This is a genomic window from Trinickia sp. (genome assembly GCF_035492435.1).
In the GTDB taxonomy this organism is placed as follows: Bacteria; Pseudomonadota; Gammaproteobacteria; order Burkholderiales; family Burkholderiaceae; genus Trinickia.
Genome location: NZ_DATJJF010000230.1, coordinates 1 through 25,332, shown reverse-complemented (window position 1 = coordinate 25,332; position 25,332 = coordinate 1). Strand labels below are relative to the sequence as shown.

26 protein-coding genes and 2 pseudogenes are annotated in these 25,332 nt (G+C 60.3%); 9 read left to right on the top strand and 19 right to left on the bottom strand.

What is annotated here, in order from left to right; all coding sequences use genetic code 11:
* The 4 genes from VL598_RS16805 to VL598_RS16790 form a co-directional block, all read right to left on the bottom strand.
* A partial coding sequence (locus VL598_RS16805; protein WP_325327858.1) for an FMN-binding negative transcriptional regulator occupies positions 1–593 on the bottom strand: 593 nt, incomplete at its 3' end.
* 230 nt (positions 594–823) lie between these two features.
* On the bottom strand, positions 824–2,308 hold the full coding sequence (locus tag VL598_RS16800; protein WP_325327857.1) for an efflux transporter outer membrane subunit: 1,485 nt from the start codon (positions 2,306–2,308) through the stop codon (positions 824–826).
* A 22-nt stretch (positions 2,309–2,330) separates the two neighbouring features.
* The gene (locus tag VL598_RS16795; protein WP_325327856.1) at positions 2,331–3,929 is read right to left on the bottom strand and encodes an MDR family MFS transporter; all 1,599 of its coding nucleotides are present in this window, start codon (positions 3,927–3,929) and stop codon (positions 2,331–2,333) included.
* Positions 3,922–5,067, bottom strand: coding sequence for an HlyD family secretion protein (locus tag VL598_RS16790; protein WP_325327855.1), 1,146 nt, complete (start codon positions 5,065–5,067; stop codon positions 3,922–3,924). Before VL598_RS16790 ends, VL598_RS16795 begins: the two co-directional genes overlap by 8 nt.
* Positions 5,068–5,187: 120 nt before the next feature.
* On the opposite strand from VL598_RS16790, the gene VL598_RS16785 reads away from it, so the two are divergent.
* Entirely contained in the window at positions 5,188–5,988 is an 801-nt protein-coding gene (locus VL598_RS16785) for a CerR family C-terminal domain-containing protein (RefSeq protein WP_325327854.1), read from the top strand.
* Positions 5,989–6,264: 276 nt separating this feature from the next.
* On the top strand, positions 6,265–7,203 hold the full coding sequence (locus VL598_RS16780) for a DUF5996 family protein (protein WP_325327853.1): 939 nt from the start codon (positions 6,265–6,267) through the stop codon (positions 7,201–7,203).
* A gap of 107 nt (positions 7,204–7,310) precedes the next feature.
* Here the strand turns inward: VL598_RS16780 and VL598_RS16775 are convergent, their stop codons facing one another.
* The 5 genes and pseudogenes from VL598_RS16775 to VL598_RS16755 form a co-directional block, all read right to left on the bottom strand.
* Positions 7,311–7,826 (bottom strand): cupin domain-containing protein, encoded by a 516-nt coding sequence (locus VL598_RS16775; RefSeq protein WP_325327852.1) that lies wholly within the window; start codon positions 7,824–7,826, stop codon positions 7,311–7,313.
* Between the two features lie 787 nt (positions 7,827–8,613).
* Positions 8,614–8,791, bottom strand: a pseudogene (locus tag VL598_RS16770) (recombination-associated protein RdgC); the annotation flags it as partial.
* 53 nt (positions 8,792–8,844) lie between these two features.
* Positions 8,845–9,171: an NIPSNAP family protein gene (locus tag VL598_RS16765; protein ID WP_325327851.1), complete on the bottom strand. Its 327-nt coding sequence runs from the start codon at positions 9,169–9,171 to the stop codon at positions 8,845–8,847.
* Between the two features lie 177 nt (positions 9,172–9,348).
* Complete coding sequence (locus tag VL598_RS16760; protein WP_325327850.1) at positions 9,349–10,155, bottom strand: DUF899 domain-containing protein; 807 nt, start codon at positions 10,153–10,155, stop codon at positions 9,349–9,351.
* 94 nt (positions 10,156–10,249) lie between these two features.
* Positions 10,250–10,651 carry a hypothetical protein gene (locus VL598_RS16755; protein ID WP_325327849.1) on the bottom strand — a complete coding sequence of 134 codons (402 nt, stop codon included), beginning with the start codon at positions 10,649–10,651 and terminating at the stop codon, positions 10,250–10,252.
* Between the two features lie 157 nt (positions 10,652–10,808).
* On the opposite strand from VL598_RS16755, the gene VL598_RS16750 reads away from it, so the two are divergent.
* From VL598_RS16750 to VL598_RS16735, 4 genes and pseudogenes are all read left to right on the top strand, one after another.
* The gene (locus tag VL598_RS16750; protein WP_325327848.1) at positions 10,809–12,029 is read left to right on the top strand and encodes a helix-turn-helix domain-containing protein; all 1,221 of its coding nucleotides are present in this window, start codon (positions 10,809–10,811) and stop codon (positions 12,027–12,029) included.
* 36 nt (positions 12,030–12,065) lie between these two features.
* Complete coding sequence (locus tag VL598_RS16745) at positions 12,066–12,698, top strand: DUF6923 family protein (RefSeq protein ID WP_325327847.1); 633 nt, start codon at positions 12,066–12,068, stop codon at positions 12,696–12,698.
* A 191-nt stretch (positions 12,699–12,889) separates the two neighbouring features.
* Positions 12,890–13,006, top strand: a pseudogene (locus VL598_RS16740) (MarC family protein); the annotation flags it as partial.
* 37 nt (positions 13,007–13,043) lie between these two features.
* Positions 13,044–13,877, top strand: a complete 834-nt coding sequence (locus VL598_RS16735; RefSeq protein WP_325327846.1) for a class II glutamine amidotransferase — start codon at positions 13,044–13,046, stop codon at positions 13,875–13,877.
* Positions 13,878–14,140: 263 nt separating this feature from the next.
* On the opposite strand, the gene pqqE is transcribed toward VL598_RS16735, so the two are convergent.
* The 9 genes from pqqE to VL598_RS16695 all read right to left on the bottom strand — a co-directional run bounded on the left by pqqE (position 14,141) and on the right by VL598_RS16695 (position 20,908).
* Positions 14,141–15,289: a pyrroloquinoline quinone biosynthesis protein PqqE gene (gene pqqE / locus VL598_RS16730; RefSeq protein ID WP_325327845.1), complete on the bottom strand. Its 1,149-nt coding sequence runs from the start codon at positions 15,287–15,289 to the stop codon at positions 14,141–14,143.
* Positions 15,286–15,546 (bottom strand): pyrroloquinoline quinone biosynthesis peptide chaperone PqqD, encoded by a 261-nt coding sequence (gene pqqD / locus VL598_RS16725; protein WP_325327844.1) that lies wholly within the window; start codon positions 15,544–15,546, stop codon positions 15,286–15,288. The genes pqqE and pqqD overlap by 4 nt, the downstream gene beginning before the upstream one ends.
* On the bottom strand, positions 15,543–16,265 hold the full coding sequence (gene pqqC, locus VL598_RS16720) for a pyrroloquinoline-quinone synthase PqqC (RefSeq protein WP_325327843.1): 723 nt from the start codon (positions 16,263–16,265) through the stop codon (positions 15,543–15,545). Before pqqC ends, pqqD begins: the two co-directional genes overlap by 4 nt.
* On the bottom strand, positions 16,262–17,182 hold the full coding sequence (pqqB, locus tag VL598_RS16715; protein WP_325327842.1) for a pyrroloquinoline quinone biosynthesis protein PqqB: 921 nt from the start codon (positions 17,180–17,182) through the stop codon (positions 16,262–16,264). Before pqqB ends, pqqC begins: the two co-directional genes overlap by 4 nt.
* Before the next feature lie 192 nt (positions 17,183–17,374).
* Positions 17,375–17,449 (bottom strand): pyrroloquinoline quinone precursor peptide PqqA, encoded by a 75-nt coding sequence (pqqA, locus tag VL598_RS17045; protein WP_414718740.1) that lies wholly within the window; start codon positions 17,447–17,449, stop codon positions 17,375–17,377.
* Between the two features lie 210 nt (positions 17,450–17,659).
* Positions 17,660–18,010 carry a hypothetical protein gene (locus VL598_RS16710; RefSeq protein ID WP_325327841.1) on the bottom strand — a complete coding sequence of 117 codons (351 nt, stop codon included), beginning with the start codon at positions 18,008–18,010 and terminating at the stop codon, positions 17,660–17,662.
* A gap of 96 nt (positions 18,011–18,106) precedes the next feature.
* Positions 18,107–18,415 carry a c-type cytochrome gene (locus tag VL598_RS16705; protein WP_325327840.1) on the bottom strand — a complete coding sequence of 103 codons (309 nt, stop codon included), beginning with the start codon at positions 18,413–18,415 and terminating at the stop codon, positions 18,107–18,109.
* Positions 18,416–18,424: 9 nt separating this feature from the next.
* Complete coding sequence (locus VL598_RS16700; RefSeq protein WP_325327839.1) at positions 18,425–19,627, bottom strand: PQQ-dependent sugar dehydrogenase; 1,203 nt, start codon at positions 19,625–19,627, stop codon at positions 18,425–18,427.
* A 261-nt stretch (positions 19,628–19,888) separates the two neighbouring features.
* Positions 19,889–20,908 (bottom strand): D-glycerate dehydrogenase, encoded by a 1,020-nt coding sequence (locus VL598_RS16695; RefSeq protein ID WP_325327838.1) that lies wholly within the window; start codon positions 20,906–20,908, stop codon positions 19,889–19,891.
* A gap of 137 nt (positions 20,909–21,045) precedes the next feature.
* Between VL598_RS16695 and VL598_RS16690 the strand changes: the two genes are divergently transcribed.
* Together VL598_RS16690 and VL598_RS16685 are read left to right on the top strand one after the other, a co-directional pair.
* Positions 21,046–22,785 (top strand): IlvD/Edd family dehydratase, encoded by a 1,740-nt coding sequence (locus VL598_RS16690; RefSeq protein WP_325327837.1) that lies wholly within the window; start codon positions 21,046–21,048, stop codon positions 22,783–22,785.
* Positions 22,786–22,968: 183 nt separating this feature from the next.
* On the top strand, positions 22,969–23,718 hold the full coding sequence (locus VL598_RS16685; protein ID WP_325327836.1) for a GntR family transcriptional regulator: 750 nt from the start codon (positions 22,969–22,971) through the stop codon (positions 23,716–23,718).
* 102 nt (positions 23,719–23,820) lie between these two features.
* Here the strand turns inward: VL598_RS16685 and VL598_RS16680 are convergent, their stop codons facing one another.
* Positions 23,821–24,495 carry a VOC family protein gene (locus tag VL598_RS16680; protein ID WP_325327835.1) on the bottom strand — a complete coding sequence of 225 codons (675 nt, stop codon included), beginning with the start codon at positions 24,493–24,495 and terminating at the stop codon, positions 23,821–23,823.
* Positions 24,496–24,993: 498 nt separating this feature from the next.
* Between VL598_RS16680 and VL598_RS16675 the strand changes: the two genes are divergently transcribed.
* Positions 24,994–25,332: hypothetical protein (locus VL598_RS16675; RefSeq protein WP_325327834.1), on the top strand; the 339-nt coding region annotated here is incomplete at its 3' end.

The following is a 25,332-nucleotide window of genomic DNA, read 5'->3' as shown; positions in this document are numbered from 1 at the left end:
AAATGGCTCCCGCGAGCCACGATCGCTTCACCTGCGCCTCTCATATCGCGCACTTCCTCGTCCTGGCTGAGCTTGCTTTTGCCAACCAAGCGCGTGATGTCAATCTGTAGACCAACGATCGATTTGACCAACGTATCGATGTATTCCTTCGGTGCCTCGCTCATAGTCCACGGCTTGGGCTGCGATGCCTCGTGCGTGCGTGTCAGCCGACCAACCACGCCGCGTACGAACCTTTCGTCATCGCGAACAGTAATGCGTCCATATGCGTGCACGACGATGTAATTCCAGGTCGGCACTTGCCTATGAAACTCATGCTTGCTTGGATACCAGCTCGGCGAGATATAGGCATCGCCCGCACGGAAAATTACAAGGACCTCATCGCCGTTGGCGACGTCCTGCCATACAGGATTTGCGCGTGCGACATGCGCATGCAACTCTCCCAATCCCTCCGCACCAACGATCAGTTGGAACGGAATGTGGTTGGCGTCCAGTCCGCTCTTTCCATGCGTGATCAGACTGCCCAACGGGTTCTGTGTGATCAGCCCGTGCAGTACTTCGGTACGAGGCTCATTGAAATGGGCGGGAATGTACATGTGCTCCACCTTTAGATGTTTATTCGATAGCGTGTGGCTGATGAGATGGGCAGGCATGGAATCGAAGCAGCTCGTTTGCGCGAAGCCGCCGCTAAAGCATCCGCCCGACCGTACAGGTGAATGATGCCTCATGGCCGCACGCCGCGAATCGGCCGAGACGTTCAGCCACAATTGTTTAGCCGCGGCCGATCATTAGGATGACGATCGAGCGCATCCTTCGCATTTGAAGATCACGACCTGCGCCATCCGAGTCCGAGACTCTTCTGAATCAGCACGAAATCCTTTAACAATTCGGCCTGGCCCGCGACGACATCCTGCTGCGCCGAGAACGCCGTGCGCTGCGTATCGAGAAGGTCGATGAGCGTTGCGACGCCAGCGGTGAAACGCTCCTGCATGAGAGCGGAGGCGCGATCCGCCGAACGCTGCACCGCTTCGAGGCGAACCAGATGCTCGCGTTCGTGGCCGTAACGAGACAGCGCAGCATTGGCGTCTTGCAGTGCCGTCAGCACGGCGTGCTCGTACTTGGCACGCGCCTCGTCGCGCGAAGCTTTTGCGCCTCGCACATCTGCGGCCGTGCGCCCGAAGTCGAGCAAATCCCATTGCAGATACGGTACGCCCAGCCACGCATAATTGTTTTTTCGAAAGAGATGCCCAGGGTCGGCTGCCGTGAAGGCGAGGTCCCCGTATAGCGTCAGCTTTGGAAAATAGTTGGCGATGTGTTCGCCGATTTGCGCGTTGCTCGCCGCTAGCCAACGCTCCGCAGACCGAATGTCCGGACGTTGCCTCAGCAGCGCCGCCGGGTCGCCGACAGGCACCGAGTCCGGCAGTGCAGGCAGCGGCTGTGCTGGCGCAAGCTTGGCATCGAGCGCGCCGGGCGGCCGGCCCGTTAGCACGGCGAGGCGGTCGAGCGCTTCGGCAATCTGCCCATCCAACGTCACGAGTGTCGCCCGCGTGGTTTCGACTTGGCTCGTGAGCCGTTCGACATCCACGTCGGCCGCCGTGCCCCGCGTGCGCCGTTGCTCGGTCAACGAAAGCATGCGCTGTTGCACTTGTGCCGTATCGCGCGCAAGAGCAAGCCGCTCCTGCTCGTCGCGCAGGTCGATATAGGCCTGCGCCACTTCGGCCGCAAGCGCCACTTGCATGTCCGCGAGATCCGCATCCACCGCATCCGCCTGCGCCGAGGCCGCCTCGACGGCACGCCGCGTTCCGCCGAAAAGATCGATTTCCCACGATGCCTGCAGGCTTGCCACATAAAGCTGAAGCGGCCCTCCACCACTGCTGCCCGACGGTGCCAACGCGCCAACATCAGGTTGGCGCACGCGCAGCGCGGCTGCATCGGCGCTTACCTGCGGCAGCGCGTCGGCATGTTGCCGGCTCAGTTGCGCACGCGCTTCGCGAAGCCGTGCTTGGGCCGCATGCAAGTCGGGGTTGTCAGCGAACGCGGCATCGATCAATTCATCGAGATCAGAATCGCCGAATGCACGCCACCACGCATTGGGCGCCGGCCCGCTTGCGACACCAGCCGCTGGCGTGCGAACGAATGACGCCGCATGAACCGCATCGGTGGCAACCGGCGGCGCCCCGTGGTAGTTCGGCCCCACCGTGCATGCGGAAAGCACCGAAACCGAGGCAACAATACCGACAGCAATGCTGGTGCCCGAGCCGGCTGCCAGCGGCGGAACGAAGGAAAACAAACGGTGAATCTGCGTCTTCATCACTATTCAGGAGTCCTGATCGTTAGTGGACCGAGGATCGCGGAGCGCCCGACGATCGCGCAGGAGTCCTCAATAAAAGCGCGAGTGGGATGCAGGCCAGAAGTGTGATGGCAAGCACATAAAAGGTTTCGGAGTAGGTAATGACGGAGGCCTGAACCTGAATCTGCCTGGCAAGCTGACCGAGCGAGCGCATCTTGGCGTAGGCCATGTCGCCCATTTGAACAAACCAATTGGCGGCGCCGGCCGCAATGCGCTGCTGTCCGACAACCGAATTGGCCGTCAGCGATTCGCGAATGGCGTCCACGTGAAACGCGGAGCGCCGATCGATCAAGACACCGATGATCGCAAGCCCGATCGAGCCGCCGAGATTGCGGGCCATATTGAAGAGCCCCGCGGCATCGCCCGAATCTTCTCGCGAGACCGACGCCATCGAAGCCTGATTGAGCGGCATCATCGCAAGCATCTGGCCGACGCCGCGCAACAGCTGAGACCAAACGAAATCCCCGCCGGCACTTTGTGCCGTGAGCGTCGTATCGAGCAGGCAGCTGGCGGCAAACAAAACGAGCCCGGTCACAACGAGCAAACGAAAATCAACCTTGATGAGCAACCGCGGCAGCACAGGCATCATGACAAACGCAGGCAGGCCCACATACAGCATGATCATGCCCGATTGCTCAGCGTCGTAGCCGGAAATGATGCCGAGGAACTGCGGTACGAGATAGGCTGCACCGTAAAGTGCCGCACCAATGGCGGACACAATGAGAATGACGCTCGCGTAGTTCGCGTTACGCAAGAGCGAGAGCCGCATGATCGGCCGCTCAGCGACGATCTGCGAGACACCGATGAGGATGAACCCGACGACCGCCAGCCCGCTCAAGATGACGATTTCCTGCGATTCGAACCATTGATTCCGTTGCCCTTCCTCAAGCACGACGGTGAGCGAGCTAAGACCGACCGAGAGACCAGCGATGCCGATCCAGTCGGCCTTGATGAAATCATGCCAACGCGGTGCTTCGGGAGGGAGCCCCACGATCAGCAGTGTGGTGAGCGCGACGCAAACGGGCAGATTGATGAAGAAGCACCATCGCCATGAAACGTTCTCGGCAAGCCATCCGCCGACCACGGGACCGAGCAGAGGGCCGATCAACACGATCAGGCCAAATATCGTCATGCCGACCGGCAGCTGTGTGCGAGGCAGCCGCGTACGGACGATGGTCTGCGCAGTCGGGATCATCGCGCCGCCCGCGAAGCCCTGACCGATGCGCCCGACGATCATCCACGCGAGCGAGTGCGACGCCCCACACATCATCGAGAAAACCATGAAGAGCCCTGCGTTAGCGAGCAGGAAATTGCGCAGGCCGAAGACGCGCGTGAGCCATGCCGCGAGCGGAATCATGACGATCTCGGACATCAGGTAGCCGGTCGAAATCCAGGTGCCCTCCGTACCCGTCGCACCCACGGCGCCCTGGATTTGCGGCAATGCCGAATTCGTGATCGAAATGTCGAGCGTCGCCATCAAGGCGCCCAGCGAACCCGCAGCGACGGCGATCCAGTCAGCCGCGCTAGCGCGTTCGGTGTCGGCCGCTGCGCCCGCCGTCGCAATCGACGACGACTCAGCCATGTCGATTCTCGGCCGCGATGCGCTTGTCGTCCCGTGCCGAACCCGTATCGACGTCGACCGTCACCGAAAGTCCCGGCAACAGTACGCTTTGTGTCTCGGGGCCGGCCTCGAGGCGAATTCGCACAGGCACGCGTTGCACGATCTTCGTGAAGTTGCCCGTTGCGTTTTCTGGCGGCAGGAGCGCGAACTCGGCGCCTGTCCCGGGCGCGAAGCTGTCGACAACGCCATGCAGCTCGACACTGCCGAGCGCGTCGACATGCAGCGTGGCCGGTTGACCGACTCGCATGCGCCCCACCTGAGTTTCCTTGAAGTTCGCTTCAAGGTACAGTTGTTGCACCGGCACGACAGTCAAGAGACGCGTACCCGGCTGAACGAATTGCCCAACGCGCACTGTACGATCGCCGATGCGGCCTGCGATTGCGCTATAGATCGTCGTGTCGCGCAAATCGAGCTGCTTCTGCTGCAGACTGGCGCGTGCCGCTTCGACTTGCGCGCGCGATTGTGCGATCTGCGCTGCCGTCGCCGCGATCTGAGCCTCAGCCGAACGGACCGCCGCCGCGTTGGATGCAAGCGTTGCGCGTGCCTCATCTCGCGTACTCGTGAAATCAGCGAGGCGTTCCGCCGTCTCCGCACCCGTCGCCGTAAGCGGCGCATACCGGCGCACGTTGTCGTCGGCGCGCTTAAGCGCCACGCGCGCCACCTGCTCTTCAGCTTGCGCCTGCGCCACCTTTGCATGCTGCTCTCGCAGGTCGGCCTCGGCATGTTGAAGGTCGGCCTCGCGCGCATCGACCGTTGCCTGTGCTTCGTCGACCGATGCCTGATACTGTCGCGTGTCAAGCCGCACGAGCGGCGTGCCCACTGAGACCGCCTGGTTGCCCGCCACCAACACCTCGGCGACGTAGCCGCTCACTTTCGGCGCGACTGCAACGTCGTCGGCCCGAAGGTACGCGTCATCCGTGCTTTCGACGAAACGCCCCACCAACCACCAATGGGCAAGCCAGGCACCGCCGGCAATGCCAAGCGCAACGACGAGTGCGATCAGCAATGGACGCTTTCGCGGCTTGGCCCGCCGCGGCTCGGGGCTAGGCGAGTTGTGCTCGGCTTGGCCGGGCGACGAAGCGCCTACGGTTACGGACATACAAAGGATCTCCTTGGGGAGGCAGAGGGCCGGAGAAATTTATTCCATCTGGAATAACTATGTCAACCGGTATATTTGTGCCATCCTTTGGCCTGAAAATTGGAAGGGGTACTAATAGACATGAGCGAAGGGAAGCGCCTTCGCCGTCCGGCGGAGGGCGGCTACGCACGCGGCGACGAGACGCGTTTGCGCATCATTCACGCTGCGATCGAACTATTTGGAGAGCGCGGTTTCGCCGCCGCGTCGACGCGTGATATCGCGTCACGAGCGGGCGTCAATGCGCCCGCGCTGCAGTACTACTTCGAGAATAAGGAAGGCGTTTATCGCGCCTGCGCAGAGCACATGGTGGACGCTGCACGGGCGCATTTCGAGCCCGTCATGCGGCGTGCTTCGGAAGTGCTCGCTGATGCAAAGAAAGCCTCGAAAGCCAACGAGATGGAGGACACGCCTGCGCTCATCGAGGCATTCCTCGCCGTTCAGGAAGCGATGGCGGACAAGATGTTTCTTTCGCTCGGCACGCCCTTGAAACGGCTCTTCTTCGCTCGCGAACAGATGGGGCAAGAGCCGCCTATTGCATCTGAGGTCCTGCAGCAAGGGCTGCGTGAACCGTTGAACCGGATTTGCGCCGAGCTCGTCGCGAGAATCGGCGGCACGAGGGCACGCGATCCTCTTACGCTGATGCGCGTCATGCTTTTGAACGGCCAACTCGTCGTTTTCCATGCATCGCCCCGCTCAGCGCTGCAGATGTTCGGTTGGACTGAAATTGATGCCTCGAAGAGCGAGTTCATCAAATCAACCGTGCGTATGCAGACGCGAGCGTTGCTCGAGATGTGGAGTGCTGAGCGCCAATCAAGGCTTGCGTCCGAACATACGAATCGCAAGCGTGAGGTGACCCGTTCGAGCCGTGGTGTGCAGACGTAGAAGTGACGCGCACTCGCTTATTCGGGTCGCCGGCGTAGGGACTTTTTACATGCTCCCGCAACCGGCATCCGCCTGTCGCGCCTCTGCATAGTTTTCCGCCTGGGATTGTACGAATCACGCGTGCGCTTCGCCACGTCCAATGTTGACCGCGGTGTAGCAGCACTCCCATACTAAGGACGACGATCGCGGGCGATATGCGGCAACGCTGATGCGTGTTGCACGAGCGTGCAGCATGGTAGAAGCCGTACGGTCTACATGTGACATGAAGGAGACGACATGTTCGCGAATTGGCCCGATATCCCATTTCAGACGTGGCATGAGACGTGTAATGCGCTTCATCTCTACACACAGATCGTTGGCAAATACAGGCTGGCACGAACGCCCTGGATCAACCACTCCTGGCACGCAACGCTTTACGTCAACGCATGCGGACTGACCACGTCGCTGATCCCCGACGCAGCAGGGATTGAAGTCGCATTTGATTTGGTCCGTCACGCGCTCGTCGCAAAGTCCGCAGACGGACGCCGCGCGCAGTTTTCGCTCATGCCGATGTCCGTAGCGGAGTTTCATAGCAAGTTCATCGAACTGATCCGCCTGCTCGGGGGCAATTCCGCATTTCACGGCCGGCCCAACGAGATTGCCGACGCAGTGCCGTTTGCCGAAGACCGTCGAATGCGTCCTTACGACGCCGATGCCGTCGAGCGGTTTTTCCGGGCACTGGTTGCGAGCCACACTGTGTTCGAGCGGTTCCGGACGGGATTTCTCGGGAAAGTCAGCCCAATCCATTTGTTCTGGGGGAGTTTTGACCTCGCCGTCACTCGATTCTCCGGACGTCGTGCCCCAGTTCATCCCGGCGGGATACCAGGATTGCCCGATGACGTTACGCGCGAGGCCTACAGCCATGAAGTGTCGTCGGCGGGATTCTGGCCCGGAGGGCCTCAAATCGAATTTCCTGCCTATTACTCTTATTCCTATCCCACCGAGAAAGGATTTTCGGACGCCGCGCCGCTTCCGAAGGGTGCCTATTTCGATGAAGGCCTCGGCGAATTCCTGCTTCCCTACGAAGCCGTGCGGACTTCAGGTGATCCGGAACGCACCCTGTTGGCGTTTCTTGACTGTACGTACCGCGCAGCGGCTGATCTGGGCAACTGGGATCGTTCCGCGCTTGAGGGCCCTATCGGCGAGCCCGGGCGGCCGCGAGTTTTAGGACCCTAGAGGCGCCAGGCAGCCACCGCGACAAAAACCACAACGACTGCGAAGCGACCTCATTGGGGTGGCCGGGGAACCCGACCGGCATACCGTTCCCCGATCCGATGTGCCGGTTATACGACCCGAACCCCAGGTTTGTCCAGCTCCGCCAACCGGCGGTCCACCGGGCCGATCCCGCAGATGGCAATGAGCGCAGGTTCAGCTTCGCCGCGGCGGACGCCGTCGTAATGCCAGCTCCGCGCTACGCGTCGCACGAAGGAACCAGCCGGCACTGGCACTGTGTGTTCGGGATCGAAGTCCGCACCGCTATTGACCCACCAGGTGCCGGACAGCACGACGCACAAACGGTCCGACGCATAGCTATGGGGCGCACTCATGTAGCCCGGATACCAGCGTATCAGCGCGTAGTAAATGCCTTCCTTCGCGGGATTGCCGTAAAGGAGAGCAGTCTCGACGCTCTTCGGCGGCGCTCCCACTCCCTCCGGGACGAATTTAATATCGCTGGGCAGGGTAAACATCGTCTGGTCGGAGTTGATTGGACTGGCCTCGGCTCGGTCCGCCAACAACAGAGTGGCCATCCCCCCCATCAGTGCCAGTATTTCGCGTCGACTAACGCCGTCTCCCGTCATAATGAGTCTCCTTATTTATTTTCACGAACACCCGTACGGACCGCAGCTCGCATTCTGTCCGCGCTTTATTTACGACCACGAAAATGATACTGCACATTAAGAAATCAGCGGTGATTTTAAATGCAAGTTAGACCCTCCCCTCTACAAATTGAGGGATTCCGAACTTAAATGTAAACCGCCTTAAAGACAATGACCCAAAACATGGCCGCCACGGCGCAACAGAATTCCCCAAATCGGGGCAACATCTCGTTGATAGTCGCTGCCGAAACAGTCTCCGCCATTTAGGCCACGACGGTCGGGTACTTCGAACGAGTCGATGCGTTTAATTCGATCGACTCGTCATCCAGGCCAATAGGTGAAGAGCGGCATCATCCTCTCTCATTGTTCACACCATGGCGTGGCTTACGCTGGCGCGCAAACAGAAAGCCTATCGAAGGCTTTTTTTAGCTTGATTGAAGGCAATCAACGCATCCTTGTGCTGATTTATGTTCTATTCGCCCGCGGATGTTTCCTTATCAGAACGACGACCGAATGTGATGAATTGAACATATTTCAACGGAAGTACAAGCAGACCAAGCGTAGAGAAGGATTGGCATCTTGTGATTCGCAGCTTCACCGATGGACAAACCCTTTAAACATGGATTATGGTAGAGGACTTTCAATAAATCATTGGCTCAGCTTTTGTTTCCCTTTGAAATAGACAAAATCGTCCGTCTAAACGCAAAGTTTCTATTTATTGTGTTTGCCAGGGTTCAATCCGATTCGCGAGGCTGAGCCCACGCTATCGACCCTGCTGCTCGTCGACTTCACGTGCACGGGCCTTGGTCAACTGCACGAACCGTGAACGGCATTTGCCCGTTGGTAGAATACACAAGCGCACCGTCGTCGCGTGGCGCCCATCCGTGGCTCTTCAGCTCTACGCTGCTGCACGGCTGACAGGCATGCGGCGTCAGCCATTTTTCCATCTGATCAGGGGGCACACGCAGCAGCCGAATATTTCTCGCGTTAAGCCCCCTCGCTAACGCAACGCCGAAAAGGTGGTCGGCGCGAGCAACTGATTCTCGATGCGCAGAACAATTCGCTTCTCGGCCTCACTTGCGTTCCGCTTTGCTATCCACTCGGGGTCTGCCTGAAACGCATTCCACTTCTGCTCCCGCTCGGCCATGCTTTCCCACTCGAGCATGTAGGTGAGCGTTTGATTGTCCGGCCCGACCAACGTCGTCCAGAAACCGATCTGGCGAATGCCGTACTTCGCAAAAAAGTCGAGCGTCGTGTTCTCGAATCGGTCGAGCAAGGCGGGCAACCGTGTCGGGGCACAGTGATAGATGCGCAGTTCGACGATCATTCGTTCTCCTAAAGTGTTTGGGATGTTGCGTGAGGTGATGGCAGCGCGCAGGCTCGATACACGCAACGCGCGACGCGAATCGGAGCCACGTCCAGTTCGCGCTCGAGACGCCAAAGCAAGGCTAACAGGGAGTCCGGCTCGACGCAGGCAGGTGCGCATGCATCGGGGCGATGCGAATTATGGGTGCTGTACTTCATCACCGTCGCGTCTCCGAAAAGCGGCCTCGCCGGCATCTGACACCTCGACCCACTTCCGGTCAGGCGCGGCGCCAGGGACGTAACTGTCGTGCCAGTTCCACCACTTATACGGGCGGCTCTGAGGATACCCCTCCGGCGAATCCTCCCACGCCTCCTGACGCCCGAGCGCCGTCATGTCGAGGTAGCTCCAAGTGGTGCCCATCGCTTCGTCGCCACGGCTGTTGATGAAGTAGGTGCGAAACACGCGCTCGCCGTCTCGGATGAACGCGTTGTGCCCGTGCCACTCGTCCACGCCGAAGTCGGCGTCGAAACTGTCGGTGATCGTGTACCAGGGGATCTCCCACCCCATCCGAGCCTTCAGGCGCGCGATGTCAGCCTGGGGAGCGCGTGAGGCGAACACGAGGGTGGTGTCGCGGGCGTTCAAATGGGCAAGGTGGGCGACATGGTCGGCCACCATGGAACAGCCGATGCAGGCGTGCTCCGGCCAGCCGTGCACGCCAGGCTCGAAGAAGGCGCGATAGATGATCAGCTGGCGGCGACCATCAAACAGGTCGAGCAGGCTCGCTTCGCCCTCCGGCCCACTGAACACATACGCGGTTTCAACGGCCACCCAGGGCATCCGCCGTCGCTCGGCGGCCAATGCGTCACGGGCGTGGGTCAAGGCCTTCTCCTTGACGAGAAGCTGCTCGCGTGCAGCCTCCCACTCTTGGGGCGACACAATCGGTGGCGTGTTCATGGTGTGCTGTCCTTCTTTACGGCCGTTATCAGGCGAGGTAATCGTGGTCATTGCAACCTCAGAATTAGAGCGATCTCGATTGTCTTCGGGCCGGAACGCGATGCCGTTCAGCGCCGACAAGCTCGCTGTGGGTCATGAGATAGTTTTAGTCGCCAGACGTCGAATGGTGGGAGTGACAAGTGTGACGGGATTCATTGTCTGGAGATGAGCTGCCGTTTAACGAACGCCCTGGCTCGTTCCCCCTTGTGCTTGGGAGGCCCTGCTGCGTGGCGCCGGTTCGCCAACGGGAGATGAGCCTGAGCCAAGGCGCGAGATGGAAGGCGCTCATCAGCCAATACATCGGGATCATTCCGCTGAATGGCGATGTATGTTCCGAGCAGAGGATATCCGTCCGCGCATCGCCGAGAACACCCGTGAACAGCGCCATGATTGCAAAAGTCGGCGCGGCCGCGAGGGTTAGCCATTCAGCAACATTGAGGGCGACAGCATGTCCCTTTTCAGTACGGATCTCGCTGCTGTTGCATGAGTTGCGATAGATCCAGATCATGTCAGGGCTCCTTCCGCAACGCGCATGTGTCCCTCCGTCGGCTGTTCCGCGCCGTCCGTTCAGTTCCCGACACGGCGAGCAGGTTGGTAGTCCTGTGTTAGATTAGTTTCGGGCTTCCAACGGTGGGAGTGACAAGTGTGGCGTGATTTGAATCGGCATGGACGCGCTGATCACAGCCGCCGCGCGCGCGCTTGCGTCGGGTGATCCCCTCGGCGCATTGAACCGAGTCGCGTTGCGCGACGACGCACCTGCGCTTGCGCTTCGAGGCATCGCGATGGCGCAGCTCGGCGATCTCGAGCGGGCGAAGGTTCTCGTGCGTAGCGCGGCGCGTGCCTTCGGTCCGAAAGACGCCGTAGCCCGCGCGAGATGCGTCGTCGCCGAAGCCGAGATCGCACTCGTCTCACGTGACCTCGGCTGGCCCGCGAAGGCGCTCGACGCGGCGCGGGCAATGCTCGAAGCGCACGGCGACATGGTGAACGCGGCGCATGCGCGATACCTGGAGGTCCGGCGCCTTCTGCTGATCGGACGTCTCGACGAGGCCGAGGCAATGCTCGCCCAGCTCGACCCCGCGCATCTGCCGCCCGCGTTGAGCGCTGCCCATGAGCTGGTTGTCTCGGGAATCGCGATCCGTCGCCTCGCGACCGGAACGGCGCGCGCTGCGCTTGAGCGTGCCGAGCGTGCCGCCCGCCACGCCGACATCCCTGCGCTAACGGCGGAGGTCGAAAGCGTATCGGCTGTGCTGAACACACCCGCGGCGCGCCTCATTGGGCACGGCGAGGAGCGGCCGCTGCTGCTCGACGAGGTCGAAGCCTTGTTGACTTCGAAGGCGCTTGTCGTCGACGCGTGCCGTCTTGTCATACGTGACGCAAGCACGGCGGTGTCGCTCGCGAGGCGTCCGGTTCTATTCGCGCTCGCACGCGCGCTCGCCGAAGCATGGCCGGCCGACATATCAAGGGACGCTCTGATCGCGCGGGCATTTCGGACAAAGCATGCCGATGAATCGCATCGCGCGCGCCTGCGAGTCGAAATCGGACGGTTGCGCGCCGCGCTTGGGAGGCTAGCCGGGGTCAGCGCGACAAAACGGGGGTTTGGATTGGTGCCACGCGACGCGCGCGAGGTCGCTGTGCTGGCGCGGCCCGTCGAGGCGGAGCACGCGGCGGTGCTCGCCTGTCTGGCGGACGGCGAGTCGTGGTCGAGTTCGGCGCTCGCGCTGGCGCTCGGCGCGAGCCAGCGCACCGTGCAGCGCGCACTCGACTCACTCGCGGCGGACAACAAGGCGCAGTCGTTCGGTCGCGGGCGAGCCCGTCGATGGATGACGCCGCCCGTACCGGGATTCGCGACGACCTTGTTACTCCCCGCTCCGCTCCCGGTTGATTAGGATGGGGTCTCCACTACAAGTAACCAGGGTAGAACCATGAAACGTTCAGCGGCCGAAATCATCCGCGAATATGGGCCCTTTCCCGGTGTCGACGGCGTGCATGGGGTCACGTATGACGGTCAACAAGTCTGGTTTGCTGCCGGCGACAAGCTAAACGCACTCGATCCCGCAACCGGGAACACCGTGCGCTCGCTCGATGTCGCCGCGCATGCGGGAACGGCCTTCGACGGCAAGCACCTGTTTCAAATCTCCGATGCGTGCATTCAGAAGATCGACCCGCAGACGGGCCGTGTGATCACCACGATCCCGGCGCCCGGTGGTGGCGCCGACTCGGGGCTCGCGTGGGCCGAAGGGACGCTGTGGGTCGGCCAGTATCGCGACCGAAAGATTCATCAAATCGATCCTCAAACGGGGGAGATTCTTCGCACAATTGCGTGCAGCCGCTTCGTCACCGGCGTCACGTGGGTCGACGGCGAGCTCTGGCACGGTACGTGGGAAGGCGACAGCAGCGACCTGCGGCGAATCGATCCTCGAACGGGAGAGGTTCTGGATTCGGTCGAGATGCCGGCGGGAGTGTGCGTGTCGGGGCTCGAGTCCGACGGCGGCGATCAGTTCTTCTGCGGTGGCGGAAACAGCGGGAAGCTGAGAGCCGTCCGCCGGGCGAGGTGAGGCGCCGTGGCTGTCGGTGCGCTGCCCCGTCTCGTACATGCATTCCTTGTCGAAAACCATTAGGCGGACTGCGTTCGCGGAGTAGTTCGTCAGTGAAGCGAGTACACCGTAGCGCAATTGTCCGACGTGGGTCATGCAGTGGTTCGGCCACGATATTCTTCGTGAGCGCGGTGATTTTCGTCTGTTACTTCGGGGTGCAAGGCATCAAGGTGGCAATGCGTGTATCGTCGTTTCTGCTGTGCATCGGCGTGCAGATCATGCTGACCGGTTTCTCCGAATTCCTGATCCCGATCGCGACACTGCAACCGGTCGCCAAATCGAAGCGTATCCGACAGGAGACATCTCATGTGCCGCTGGCTCGCTTATTCCGGCAATCCGCTTCAGCTCGAAACGGTGCTGTTCAATGCGAAGCATTCGCTGATCGATCAGAGCCTGCATTCGCGGCTCGGCCACACGACCACCAACGGTGACGGCTTCGGGATCGGCTGGTACGGCCATCCGGCCGACATTCCGTTTCGCTACCGCTGCATCCAGCCCGCTTGGAGCGACCGCAATCTGCGCGAAGCGGCGCGGGCGATCCACTCACCGATGTTCGTCGCGCACGTGCGCGCGGCGACCGACACGCCGTCGCAGGAAACCAACTGCCATCCGTTCCGTCATGGCCGCTGGCTGTTCGCGCACAACGGACTGGTGCGCAACTATCCGGCGGTGCGCCGCGATCTGATGGTCGCGATCGACCCCGAGCTGTTCCCATCGATCGAAGGCTCGACCGATTCAGAAGTGCTGTTCTTGCTCGCAATGACCTTCGGCCTGGAGTCGGCTCCGGTCACCGCGCTCGAACGGATGGTGGCGTTCGTCGAGGAAACCGGCCGCCGCCACGGCGTGGATGAACCGCTGAACATGACCGTCTGCGCAACCGACGGCGAGCAAATCGTCACGGTGCGCTATTCGAGCGAAAGGCAGTCACGCTCGCTCTTTCACAACACGTCGTTCCATCACCTGCACGAGTTGTATCCCGACGATCCGCGCATCGCGATGGCCGGTCAGGATGCGTTTCTGGTTCTGTCGGAGCCGCTCGCCGATTTGCCGGGCTGGTGGCAGGAGATTCCGGAGAGCACGGTGGTGGTGGCGCGCGGCGGCGAGATCAAGCAGTTTCCGTTCGAGCCTCAAGTGGCTTGAGTGGCTTGAGCAGAATTTCACGACGTGATGCATGACGCGCATCAGCGGGTCAGCATCCAGTGACAATGCGGCGCGCGAGATCACCGAGGTTGAAGCGCGCAACCGATGGGCTGCGGATGACTGCATGGTCGAACACTTGCCCACCGACTGACTGTAGTACCGGACGTTGCACCTTGGAAGTGGCCCTTGACTACGCGCTGCGTCGAAGGACCGTTCTGGGGCGTGCGCACCTTGTCCGTGCCCTTCACGCCACGAAAATATATTCAGCCGGTTGTCTTCTGCTTCGCAATGCGCTCACTCAATAACCGCGAATTCGCATCGCTGCGGAACACGATCGGATGTTCGTCGGATTCGGGCCTCGATGCGGCTCGGCGCACAACGCTAATCACTTTGTCGTGCATCGGCGACTTATCGCAAACCGGGTCTGCATTGGCCGCATCCCCCGTCATCTGATACGCCTGGCAGCGGCAGCCGCCCATATCCGTCGTCTTTTCCTCGCAGCTCCTGCACGGCTCCTTCATCCACTCGACGCCGCGGAAACGGTTGAATGCATCGCTCTCGTACCAGATTGCTCGCATCGGCACTTCCTTGACGCTCGGGAACTTGAAACCCGGCAACGAGCGTGCCGCATGGCAGGGCAACGCCGCGCCATCGGGAGCAACGGCGATGAATACCGAACCCCAACCGTTCATGCAGCGCTTGGGCCGCTTTTCGAAGTAGTCCGGCACCACGAAATAAATCTTGCAGCGAGAACCGATCTCATCGCGATAACGCTCGACCACCGCTTCGGCATCGCGCAATTGTTCGGCAGTCGGCATCAATTGCGCGCGGTTTTCATACGCCCAACCGTAGTACTGGGTATTGGCCAGCTCCAGGTATTCGGCCCCCATCTCAAGCGCCATGTCGATGATCTTGTCCACGTGCGGCAGGTTGTAACGGTGCAACACGCAGTTGAGCACCATCGGGAAGCCGTGCTGCTTGATCGATTTCGCTACGCGGTGCTTGAGATCGAATGTGCGCGTACTGCTCAAAAAGTCATTGAGTTCCTTCGTGGAATCCTGGAACGACAATTGAATGTGATCGAGGCCCGCTGCCTTCAATGCCGCCAAACGCGCATCGGTAAGACCGATGCCTGATGTAATGAGGTTCGTATAGAAGCCCAGCTTGCGAGCTTCGCCGACCAGCACCTCGAGGTCATCTCGCAAGAGCGGCTCGCCGCCTGAGAAACCCAGTTGCGCCGCACCCAGCGCACGCGCTTGGCGGAACACATCGAGCCATTCCTCGGTGGTCAGTTCGCTGTTGTGATGGGCGTAGTCCACCGGGTTGTAGCAGAACGCGCAATGCAGCGGACAGCGGTACGTCAATTCCGCCAGCAACCATAGCGGCGGTGCAATCGCACTGGCGTCGCTCATGTTGTGGGCTCCAGCCACCCGCGTTCCTCAGCATGCGCGATGAACGAGCGGATATCGTGGCCCAGATCACGAACATCGAAAGCTTTTTCGAGCTCATCGATGAGCGTTTCGAGATCACGTGTGCCGTCGCAGCGTTTGAGAATTTCTCCGGCACTCTCATTCAGTTTCACCATGCCTTCGGGGTAGAGCAGCACATGGGCATGCTGCACCGGCTCCCATTGCAGGCGATAGACGGGATTAAGCTTGAGCGTTCTCATCGCGGAAATGCCTTTTCGATCGAATCGAGCATGGACCACAAAATGTCGAGCTTGAACTGCAAAATATCCAGCGCACGCTCTTGCTGCTCGCGTGTTTTGAAGTAGTCGAGCGTCACCTCGAGCCCGTGTTCAACGTCGCGTTGCGCCAACGAAATACGTGAACGGAAATAACTGAGGCCATCGGCTTCGATCCACGGATAGCACGCGGGCCACGTCGCAAGACGGTCCTTGTGGATCTGCGGCGCGAACATTTCAGTGAGCGAGGAACACACCGCCTCCTGCCAAGGCACGCGACGCGCGAAATTGACGTAGGCGTCGACGGCGAATTTCACCCCGGGTGTTACCTGTTTCAGTGACCACAGCTCATCGCGCGAGAGGCCAACCGCATCCGCCAGGCGTGCCCACGCTTCGATGCCGCCCGCATCGTTGCCGTAACCGTCGTGATCGAGGATGCGAAGCACCCAACGCCGACGTGTTTCGCGATCGGGGCAATTCGACATCACCGCCGCGTCCTTCTGCGGGATGTTGATCTGATAGTAAAAGCGATTGGCAACCCAGCCTCGGATCTGCTCGCGTGAACAACCACCCTCATTCATCTTGACGTTGAACGGATGATGAATGTGATACGCGGTGCCTTTCGCGCGGAGCTGAACTTCGAATTCCTCGCGCGTCCACGCCACCTTTTGCTCGCTCACCTGCCCCTCCAAAGTCATGTTCATAGTTCGAAGGCCATGCCGTCAAAGGCAACTTCAATTCCGTGCTTCGCCAGGACACGCCGCTCAGGACTGTCTTCAACGAGAATGGGATTCGTGTTGTTGATATGGATCAGCACTTTGCGAACGCCAGCGCGTTCAATCGAATCGAGTACTTCGATCATGCCGCCGACACCGCTTTGCGCGAGGTGCCCCATGTCCGTGCTCGTCTTCTTCGATAGCCCCAATTCGATCATTTCGTTCGGCGTCCAAAACGTGCCGTCGACCAGCAGCACATCGGCCGCACGCATCGCTTCGAGCACGTGCGGCTCGAGTGCACCAAGGCCAGGGGCGTAAAAGGCGCTCTTGCCCGCAGCTTCATCGATGAATGTCAGGCCGATGTTGTCCCCACGCTGAGGGGCTTCGCGATGTGGCGAATAGGGCGGGGCCTTACTGGAAAGCGGCAGCGCTTCGATACGTATGCCGGGCAGCGCTGGAATGCCAAACGATGAACCATCCAGCGGGATACGGTGCCGCTCTACGCCGCAATAGTGCTCAAGTAACGAGAGCACGGGAAAGCCCGTGCTCAAGTCGTGCATCACCGAGTCGGTGAGGTAGAGCGGCAGTGGCCCATTGTTTTCGCGCAGCATCAAGAGGCCAGTGACGTGATCGATCTGCGCGTCCATCGTCACAACCGCGGCGATGCCGCTATCGCGCGTGTGTCGTGCGGGCTGCAGCTCGGGATGTGCAGCGATCTGTGCGAGGAGGTCCGGCGAAGCATTGACGAGCAGCCAGTCGACTCCATTCGCGCTAACGACAATCGAGGACTGCGTGCGGCGCGTTGCGTGCACCGTCCCTCGCCGCACGCCATCGCAGTTGCGGCAATTGCAATTCCATTGCGGGAAACCGCCGCCCGCAGACGAGCCCAACACCTTTAGTTTCATCGGAAACCTTCGATCGTTCGAGCAACGGGTCAGCCGGGAATACTTCTAATTAGAAGTCTGGCGTAAAAGCGGGTCGCTCAAATAAGCGACAGATGACTAAATCAAATCACGCGACCTTCAAATCACTTTCCAGCCAATATTACCGGGGAGGCGTAATAATTTCTGCCACCCCGGACTTCAGCGATCCTTAAATCAACGTTTCGCAATGTACATCGTGATTTCCATGCCAAAACGCATGTCGGTATATGCGGGGGTTGCCCATACCATGAGAGTTCTCCTTAAAAAGGTCAAGGAAACATCTGCTTTCCGGATGACAGAGCCATCCGATTCATTAGTCTACGCTTCTCGGTAGGAATATCAATACCAAGTAAGCACCTATAAACCAGGACAACAAATAATTCAACTTTCTTTCAAAATCAATACGTCCAACATGGCACGTCATTAATGCCATCCTGCGACAGGCCGAATTTCTTCAGGTTAATTGTCGCGCGGGCACACCACGTTGCTGTCCACGTCTCCGTCACCGAAGAAGGCGCCATCGGTCCCGATCTGGCCACCCGTCGGCATCGCCTTTACACCCGAGGGTAGTGGTGGATTGTTCGCGGCCCATGTGATTGCATAACCGTCGTCGTACGTCGCATGGTAGGTTTGCGAGTCGCGAGTAAAAGCCAAAGTCTTCTTGTTCATGTCCACCGCAATCTTGTCACCATTTGGGCAGGTTTGCGTGAAGACATGCTGATCGGTCGCTGCGTTGGCGAGTTGAGATATGGATGAGGCGATCGACCAGCAGCACACAACGATTGCAATCGCTTTCGCTTTCACTTTCATAATCGTCTCCTGTTTGCCCTTCTGGCACTGCGCGGGACCGGCCGGTCGCGATTCGTTCCGAATCTGGCTAGTCCCGCGAGAGCTCATGGGTTAACGCTATTTTTGGTCGTTAAAGTATGCAGCCAGATTGTCAATCTCTGTATCGCTGAGCGCTTTGGCGATTACCGACATGGTTTCGTCTTGCCGAGCGCCTGAACGAAAATCCCTCAGTTGCTTGGCGAGATAATCCTCGTCCTGGCCGGCGAGATTTGGCGCCTGCGGCATCACTGAGCGCCCCGTCGGTCCATGACAGGCCGCACACTGCGCAGACCTGGATTTTCCGGCGACAATGTCAGCCGCCATGCTGCTCGACGCTGCGGACGCCAAAGTCAGCAATGCAGCGCAGGTTAAAAGAATCTTTTGCACACTCGCCTCTTACTTGCCAACGTAGGAGATGCGGTAAACCGCGCTAGCGAAGTCGTCTGATACCAGAAGCGAGCCATCCCTCATCGGCTCCACGTCGACCGGACGCCCCTTGTATTGGCCATCGGCCGTGAGCCAGCCCGACGCGAAGACTTCGGTCCCCCCCGCGTGGCCGTCAGACTTCAGACGCGTGAACATGATGCGCGCACCCAGCGGATGCTTGCGAACCCACGAACCGTGCTCGGCATCGAAAATCCCACCAACGTATTGTTTGGGAAACGACGTCCCTTCGTAGAACGACATGCCGAGATCGGCTGCATGCGGCGGCAGGTCGACCTCCGGAAAGATCACGCCGGCGGGCGGCGTCATGCTCTGGTATTCGACAGTACGATCGTGGCCACCGCCGTAAAACGGATAGCCGAAGTCCTCGCCCGCCTTCGTGGCGCGATTCAATTCGCCGGGTGGGCGATCATCGCCGAGCGTGTCCGTCTGGTTATCCGTAAACCACAGCGTCTTGTCCTTCGGGTTGAAATCGAGCCCGACCGAATTGCGAATGCCATGAGCGTAGATTTCTCGACCGCTGCCGTCCAGGTTGTAGCGCACGATCGCGCCCATGCCTTCCTTGTAATACGCTTCGTATTTCTCCGGCGGCAACACGTTGTAGTGCTGTCCCACCGCCACGTACAGCTTGCCGTCGGGGCCCACGCGACACACCCGTGCGCCATGGTTGTACGCTTCGTCGCCGACCGGAATCAACTGACCCTGCTGCACCACGACATGCTGAGTGGGCGTGGCGCTGCCGGGGTTGGTAAACGACACAATCCGGTTGAGTTCGGCCACAAACAAGGTGCCGTCCGACGCGAAGCACAGGCCGTTAGGGTCTTTGAAGCCCGTTGCCGCAGAAAACTCAGTCACTTGGCCGACCTTTCCTGTGCCGTCATCGTGTAAGACCCACACGGCATTCTTGCGGGTGCCGACATAGGCGGTGCCGGTGGTCGGGTCCACAGCGATGGCGCGTGCGCCCGGGACCAACGCGTATAACTCGATTTTGAAGCCCGGCGGCAGCTTGATGTTCTTCAAGTTCTCTTGAATGGCGGCGGCTGCCTGTGGGTCCTGCGGGTAGTTGCGCGATGCGTCTTGCGCCCAGGCGCCGCTCGTTACCGCGTAAGCCAGTACTCCTGCTGCGATGATGGTTCGCTTGAAGCCTCGATGCATGGACGTCCTCATTTTTCAAGGTTATGACGCGGACTCAAAAATACAGCGGCAAGTCCTCACACAAGCGCACGGCATCTCCGTGCCAACCGCGAGCCCGGCAAGCGCACTGCTAGCGCACTCCCGGGTTCCCGTAATTTCCCGTCCCAATGCCGGCCAGGAGCGAACGCGTGCACGACGGCCCAGACAGCGTGGGAACGATGCGGTCACGATAGGCAGCAGTGCATTGCGCGCGCCTCTGCTCGCGTAGGCTCGGCCTGCCGGCTATCCGCCGGCGCTGCCGCACGGGTTTGCTTGCGCCGCCGTGCGCATGTCCCATGCATTCGGATTCACGATTGCGGGCACGTTGTGCCCGCTCAACGTCGCGATCAGATTCTTTGCGGCTCGTGCAGCCATCGCGTCACGCGTGGCGCGAGTGGCCGATCCGATATGCGGCAAGGCAACGACGCTTGGCAAGGTATAAAGGGGGGAATCCGCCGGCAACGGCTCACGCTCGAAGACATCGAGGCCGGCCCCGCGAATGCGAGCTGAAGACAACGCTTCAATCAGCGCACTTTCATCGACAACAGGCCCGCGCGATGCGTTGATCAGAATGGCGCTTTTCTTCATCAGCGACAACTCACGCGCACCGATCATATGGTGGGTCTCGGTCGTCAGCGGCACCATCGTGCAAACGAAATCGGATTGCTGAAGCAATTCGTCAAGTGTGCAGCGCTCTGCGCCGTAAGCGTCTTCGGCCTGGCGGTTTGCTTGGCGATTAGCGTAGAGCACGCGCATGCCGAAACCGTGCGCCGCGCGCCGGGCGACTGCGCCGCCGATGCGGCCCAGCCCGACAATGCCGAGCGTGGTGCCATGAACATCGACGCCGAAGTACGGCTCGCCTACGCTCTTTACCCACGCGCCGCCGCGCGCCCAGTTCGCCATCTCGACGACACGCCGCGCGCAAGCCAGCATCAGCGCGAAGACCAGGTCAGCTGTCGTTTCCGTGACTTCGTCGGGCGTGTTCGTAAGGATGATGCCGCGCCGTGTGAGAGCGTCGACGTCGAAAGCGTCGTAACCGGCGGAGATGGTGGAGACCGCTTCAAGAAGCGGCGCGGCATCGAGCATGTCCGACGTGATCTTGAGCGTATTGCCCATGATGCCGTGTGCCGTACCAAGCGTATCCAGGAACGCTTTGCGGTTGGACTCGTTGACGGCTTCATAGACCGTCACCTCATGGTTCTCTTGCAACAGCCCGAGAACTTCGCGTGGCACCGCGCGATACAGCACGACTCGCTTCCTCATCCCGACTCGTCTCCATCTTGTTTCCGCAGCCCGCTACGTTGGGCACAACAACTAGGGCACCGGCTGCTGAGTTGCGGCTCACTATAAAAGCCACTATGATCGTTGTCAACATTATCGATAATGTGATCGACAACCCTATGAACACACCGACGAAGCAGAGCGGCTTGAAGCAGGGTCTGACGAATTACGGGGACTCAGGTTTCTCGCTGTTCCTCCGCAAGGCATTCATCAAGGGGGCGGGCTACACTGACGATGCCCTGCACCGCCCCATTGTCGCGATCGCCAATACCGGCAGTGCGTACAACCCCTGTCACGGAAATGCGCCGCAACTGGTGGAGGCGGTGAAGCGTGGCGTCATGTTGGCGGGCGGCCTGCCCGTCGAGTTTCCGACGATCTCGATTGCGGAAAGCTTCTCTCACCCGACGAGCATGTACCTGCGCAATCTGATGTCGATGGACACCGAAGAGATGATTCGCGCGCAGCCCATGGATGCCGTCGTGCTGATCGGCGGCTGCGACAAAACGGTGCCGGCTCAACTGATGGGCGCGGCAGCGGCAGGCGTGCCGGCGATTCAGCTTGTCACCGGTGCGATGCTGACCGGCTCCCACCGGGGCGAGCGCGTTGGCGCATGCACCGACTGCCGCCGTTATTGGGCGCGCTTTCGGGGCGAAGAGATCGACGCGAGTGAAATCGAAGAGGTCAACAACCAGCTTGTGCCGACGGTTGGAACCTGCTCGGTGATGGGTACCGCAAGCACGATGGCCTGCATTGCCGAAGCGCTCGGCATCATGCTGCCGGGCGGTGCCAGCGCCCCTGCCGTGACGGCCGACCGAATCCGCATCGCTGAGCGCACGGGCACCACAGCCGTCGCGATGATCGAAAAGAAGTTGAGCCCCGATCAAATCCTTACCCCAGACGCGTTCGAAAATGCGCTGCGTGTTCTGCTGGCGATCGGCGGCTCCACTAACGGCATCATTCATTTGACCGCTATCGCAGGGCGCCTTGGCATCGATATCGATCTCGACGCCGTTGACCGTATGGCGCGCGAAACACCGGTACTGGTCGACCTCAAGCCGTCGGGCCAGCATTACATGGAGGATCTGCATAAAGCCGGCGGATTGACCACCGTCTTGCGCGAGCTCAAGCCTCTATTGCACCTGGATGCGTTGACGGTGACGGGCCGCACGCTAGGCGAAGAGCTCGATGAGGCGCCTGCAAGCTTTGCGCAAGACGTAGTGCGCACCCGCGACAAGCCGATCTATCCGCAAGGCGGTATAGCCGTGCTGCGCGGCAATCTTGCACCGGGCGGCGCGATCATCAAGCAGTCGGCAGCGAACGCTGCACTCATGGAGCACGAGGGGCGCGCCGTTGTTTTCGAGAACGCCGAAGATCTGGCTCGCCGCATCGACGATCCTTCACTCGACGTTGAAGCCGACGACATACTAGTGCTCAAACACATTGGCCCCGTTGGTGCGCCTGGGATGCCGGAGGCAGGCTACATTCCGATTCCCAAAAAGCTCGCGAAACAAGGGGTGAAGGACATGGTGCGCATTTCCGATGGCCGCATGAGCGGCACGGCGGCAGGCACAATTGTGCTGCACGTGACCCCCGAATCTGCCATTGGCGGCCCGCTCGGCCTCGTGCGCACGGGTGACCGGATTCGGCTCAGCGTATCGCGTCGATCGATCGAGATGTGTGTTGACGATGCCGAGCTGCGACGCCGGGCTGCGGAGGTCGCGGCACCCGTTGCTGACCCTGACCTGCGCGGTTATCGGAAGCTTTTTCTGACATCGATTACGCAGGCCGATAAAGGCTGTGACTTCGACTTTCTGCGTGCGCCGCATGCGAACGCAAAGGTGCCAAGATCGACACCATAAAAAACGGGTATGGAATTCGCGGGCATGCGCGAATGGGAAATCAGACATGACCACGTACACCGGAGCTGGCGCCGCCATTTGGCGAGCTCGCTGCGTGTGTCTTTGTCTATACTGTCCGGCCTTTGCCACCTTGACGCTCAGCGCGAGAGCGTCAGCGCACCCATTCGCCTCAATTTAAGCCCTATGAATAGCGTCCCTCCTCCCGACCACTCGACGAAGCGTACCGGCAACCGGTTGCGCGCTGCCGCAGTGCGGGATCGCGACGTCGAGCTGACCGTCGCGCGCGTCTCGGACGTGCTCGAAGAACAAATCGTGCTCGGTGCGCTGCATCCGCGCGAGCGTCTCGTCGAGGACGATTTGTGCGAGCGGTTCACACTGAAACGGCATGTCGTCCGGCAAGTGCTCGCCGAACTTGAGCAGCGCGGGCTCATCGAGCGACGCAAGAACTTCGGCGCGCTGGTGAAATCGTACGATCCTCACGAAGTGCTCGACCTTTACGCCGTGCGCGAAATTCTTGAGACCAATGCCGCCGCATGTATTACGCTGCCCATCGCACCTGAGCGTCTCGCCGAACTTGCCGACATTCAACGCAGGCACGACGAAGCCGTCGCCGCGGGCGACTTACGTAGCGTGTTTCGTGCAAACATGGCCTTTCATCGCGCGCTGTTCGCACTCACGGACAACGCGGCGCTCACCGAGGCGATTCGCGAGTACGAGCGGCGTACGCACGCGATCCGTCAGGCGTCGCTACTATTCCCGCATTACGTGGAAAAAGCTCGCGTCGAGCATCACCAGATGCTCGATGCGCTGGCATCCTGCGATCGGGCTGCGCTCGTCGAGCTGTGTCGAACCCATCTGCTGCCGGCGCGAGACGCCTATATCGCGGCCTACGTGCGCCGCTTCGGCAACACAGATACGGGCAGCGAGCGATAGGCCACGACAACGCGTGGCGGCATCTCCGCCTCGTCTGCCTTAATACCCACTCTCACGTGTCAGTCCTCTTCACCGCCTGCCCTGGCTAGCTGCCGCGAACGCTCACGTCGGCAATTGCGCGCCGGCTTGTTCACGGACGATGAATTCGGCATACCAGTCCGGCCAGTTCTCATCATGCTGGCCCGTTAGCCTCTCGTGCTCGCCGTGCGCGGCGGCAGCACGGCGAAGCGCACTCGCGAGCTCCATCGGCGAAGCGAATGTCGTGTCGTGCGCATCCACCCTTCCGGGCAGCCGTTCGGTCACCTCCTGGAGAACCCAGCCATTTCCGTCGGGATCGCGGAACGAAGCGAAAGAACCATAGCTTTTGCGCACCGGATGCGGTCCGCTCACGCGCCCTTCTTCACCAGCATGGTGAAATACGCCGCCGACGTCATGGAAAATCTCGCTCACGTCGACGCCACAATCGACAAGCTCTGCGCGTGCTGCGTCTATGTCGGACACAATGAGATGGAGCCCCTTCACTGAGCCGGGCTCTTCTGTCGTAACACCTTTGCCGAACAGGACCGAGCATTGCGAGCTCGGAGGCGTGAAGTGTACAACCCGAAACTGATCATCTTTCGTTATATCGACGTCGAGCCGCCAACCTAATCGAGCGTAGAACTGCTTCGCGCGATCGACGTCCGACACGGGAATAACGACGACCTCCAGCTTCATCTCGGCCGTTCGCGCTCTTCCGGTCGCTGCCTCCGCTTCGCTACGCGTTTGTCCATTGTTCACGTCAAGCTCCTTACGATTGGGCAATCTAAGGGTGGCAAATGCCAACAAACAAACTACAGCTGAAACAGGCAGTCGCTTGACATCGGTCGCGTCCAGATTCAGGACTTCGGCGGCTTCTCACCTGGTTTTTCAAGTAATGCCCGCATCGACCAGCCTGATCGATTCTTCGTACAACGGGCTAACCGTGAAGCGCTGTTTCTCACGAAAAGTTTCTGGAAGGCCGCGGCTCTCGTCAAGAAAATTTGCTGTGCGTGCGCAGGAGCAAAGTTCGTATCCGGGATGCGGATCACGGATGAGTGCCACGGCTATAGGGCGGTCGAATATTTCAGCCCTTTCGTTCTTTCGTTCATACCTGTTACCCGACATCCGCCAACCGCTCTAGCGGATCAACCTTCCGAGTCTTATTATTTACTTGAGGCCTTTTCAAGCTAGGAAATCAGCCTGGAGGCGAACAGCTGAGCCTGGTCTGCTCCGTTGGGCGCGCCTGGGGGAGAGAATGTGGAGTTGCTATGGGAGGACGGTGAGCGCGCCTTTTACCGGATGCAGCGTCCCGGGCATCAAAGCGCGGTGCTGGCGGTGCGAGTTGCCGGCCAGCATTTCATACCGGCCGGCCTAGACCGTCTCGCACACGAGTACAGTCTGAGAGAAGAGCTTGAAAGTGCGTGGGCAGCGCGCCCGCTAGAAGTGGTGCACGATGGCGGGCAGCCGCTGCTGTTGCTCGAGGACGGCGGCGGTGAGCCGCTCAGCCGACTGCTTGGCGAGCCTATCGAAACAGGGCACTTCCTTCGTCTCGCGATTCACATTGCCGCTGCGCTCGCCAAGATGCATCAGCGGAGC

What these genes read in the sequence shown, in the direction of transcription:
- VL598_RS16755 (WP_325327849.1), bottom strand. Translation starts at nt 10,651, where the DNA reads ATGATCTGGATCTATCGCAACTCATGCAACAGCAGCGAGATCCGTACT.
- VL598_RS16750 (WP_325327848.1), top strand. Translation starts at nt 10,809, where the DNA reads ATGGACGCGCTGATCACAGCCGCCGCGCGCGCGCTTGCGTCGGGTGAT.
- VL598_RS16695 (WP_325327838.1), bottom strand. Translation starts at nt 20,908, where the DNA reads ATGAGGAAGCGAGTCGTGCTGTATCGCGCGGTGCCACGCGAAGTTCTC.
- VL598_RS16780 (WP_325327853.1), top strand. Translation starts at nt 6,265, where the DNA reads ATGTTCGCGAATTGGCCCGATATCCCATTTCAGACGTGGCATGAGACG.
- VL598_RS16800 (WP_325327857.1), bottom strand. Translation starts at nt 2,308, where the DNA reads ATGAAGACGCAGATTCACCGTTTGTTTTCCTTCGTTCCGCCGCTGGCA.
- VL598_RS16765 (WP_325327851.1), bottom strand. Translation starts at nt 9,171, where the DNA reads ATGATCGTCGAACTGCGCATCTATCACTGTGCCCCGACACGGTTGCCC.
- VL598_RS16690 (WP_325327837.1), top strand. Translation starts at nt 21,046, where the DNA reads ATGAACACACCGACGAAGCAGAGCGGCTTGAAGCAGGGTCTGACGAAT.
- pqqB (WP_325327842.1), bottom strand. Translation starts at nt 17,182, where the DNA reads ATGAAACTAAAGGTGTTGGGCTCGTCTGCGGGCGGCGGTTTCCCGCAA.
- pqqC (WP_325327843.1), bottom strand. Translation starts at nt 16,265, where the DNA reads ATGAACATGACTTTGGAGGGGCAGGTGAGCGAGCAAAAGGTGGCGTGG.
- VL598_RS16745 (WP_325327847.1), top strand. Translation starts at nt 12,066, where the DNA reads ATGAAACGTTCAGCGGCCGAAATCATCCGCGAATATGGGCCCTTTCCC.
- VL598_RS16710 (WP_325327841.1), bottom strand. Translation starts at nt 18,010, where the DNA reads ATGAAAGTGAAAGCGAAAGCGATTGCAATCGTTGTGTGCTGCTGGTCG.
- VL598_RS16760 (WP_325327850.1), bottom strand. Translation starts at nt 10,155, where the DNA reads ATGACCACGATTACCTCGCCTGATAACGGCCGTAAAGAAGGACAGCAC.
- VL598_RS16685 (WP_325327836.1), top strand. Translation starts at nt 22,969, where the DNA reads ATGAATAGCGTCCCTCCTCCCGACCACTCGACGAAGCGTACCGGCAAC.
- VL598_RS16785 (WP_325327854.1), top strand. Translation starts at nt 5,188, where the DNA reads ATGAGCGAAGGGAAGCGCCTTCGCCGTCCGGCGGAGGGCGGCTACGCA.
- VL598_RS16795 (WP_325327856.1), bottom strand. Translation starts at nt 3,929, where the DNA reads ATGGCTGAGTCGTCGTCGATTGCGACGGCGGGCGCAGCGGCCGACACC.
- VL598_RS16775 (WP_325327852.1), bottom strand. Translation starts at nt 7,826, where the DNA reads ATGACGGGAGACGGCGTTAGTCGACGCGAAATACTGGCACTGATGGGG.
- pqqE (WP_325327845.1), bottom strand. Translation starts at nt 15,289, where the DNA reads ATGAGCGACGCCAGTGCGATTGCACCGCCGCTATGGTTGCTGGCGGAA.
- VL598_RS16735 (WP_325327846.1), top strand. Translation starts at nt 13,044, where the DNA reads ATGTGCCGCTGGCTCGCTTATTCCGGCAATCCGCTTCAGCTCGAAACG.
- VL598_RS16790 (WP_325327855.1), bottom strand. Translation starts at nt 5,067, where the DNA reads ATGTCCGTAACCGTAGGCGCTTCGTCGCCCGGCCAAGCCGAGCACAAC.
- pqqD (WP_325327844.1), bottom strand. Translation starts at nt 15,546, where the DNA reads ATGAGAACGCTCAAGCTTAATCCCGTCTATCGCCTGCAATGGGAGCCG.
- VL598_RS16700 (WP_325327839.1), bottom strand. Translation starts at nt 19,627, where the DNA reads ATGCATCGAGGCTTCAAGCGAACCATCATCGCAGCAGGAGTACTGGCT.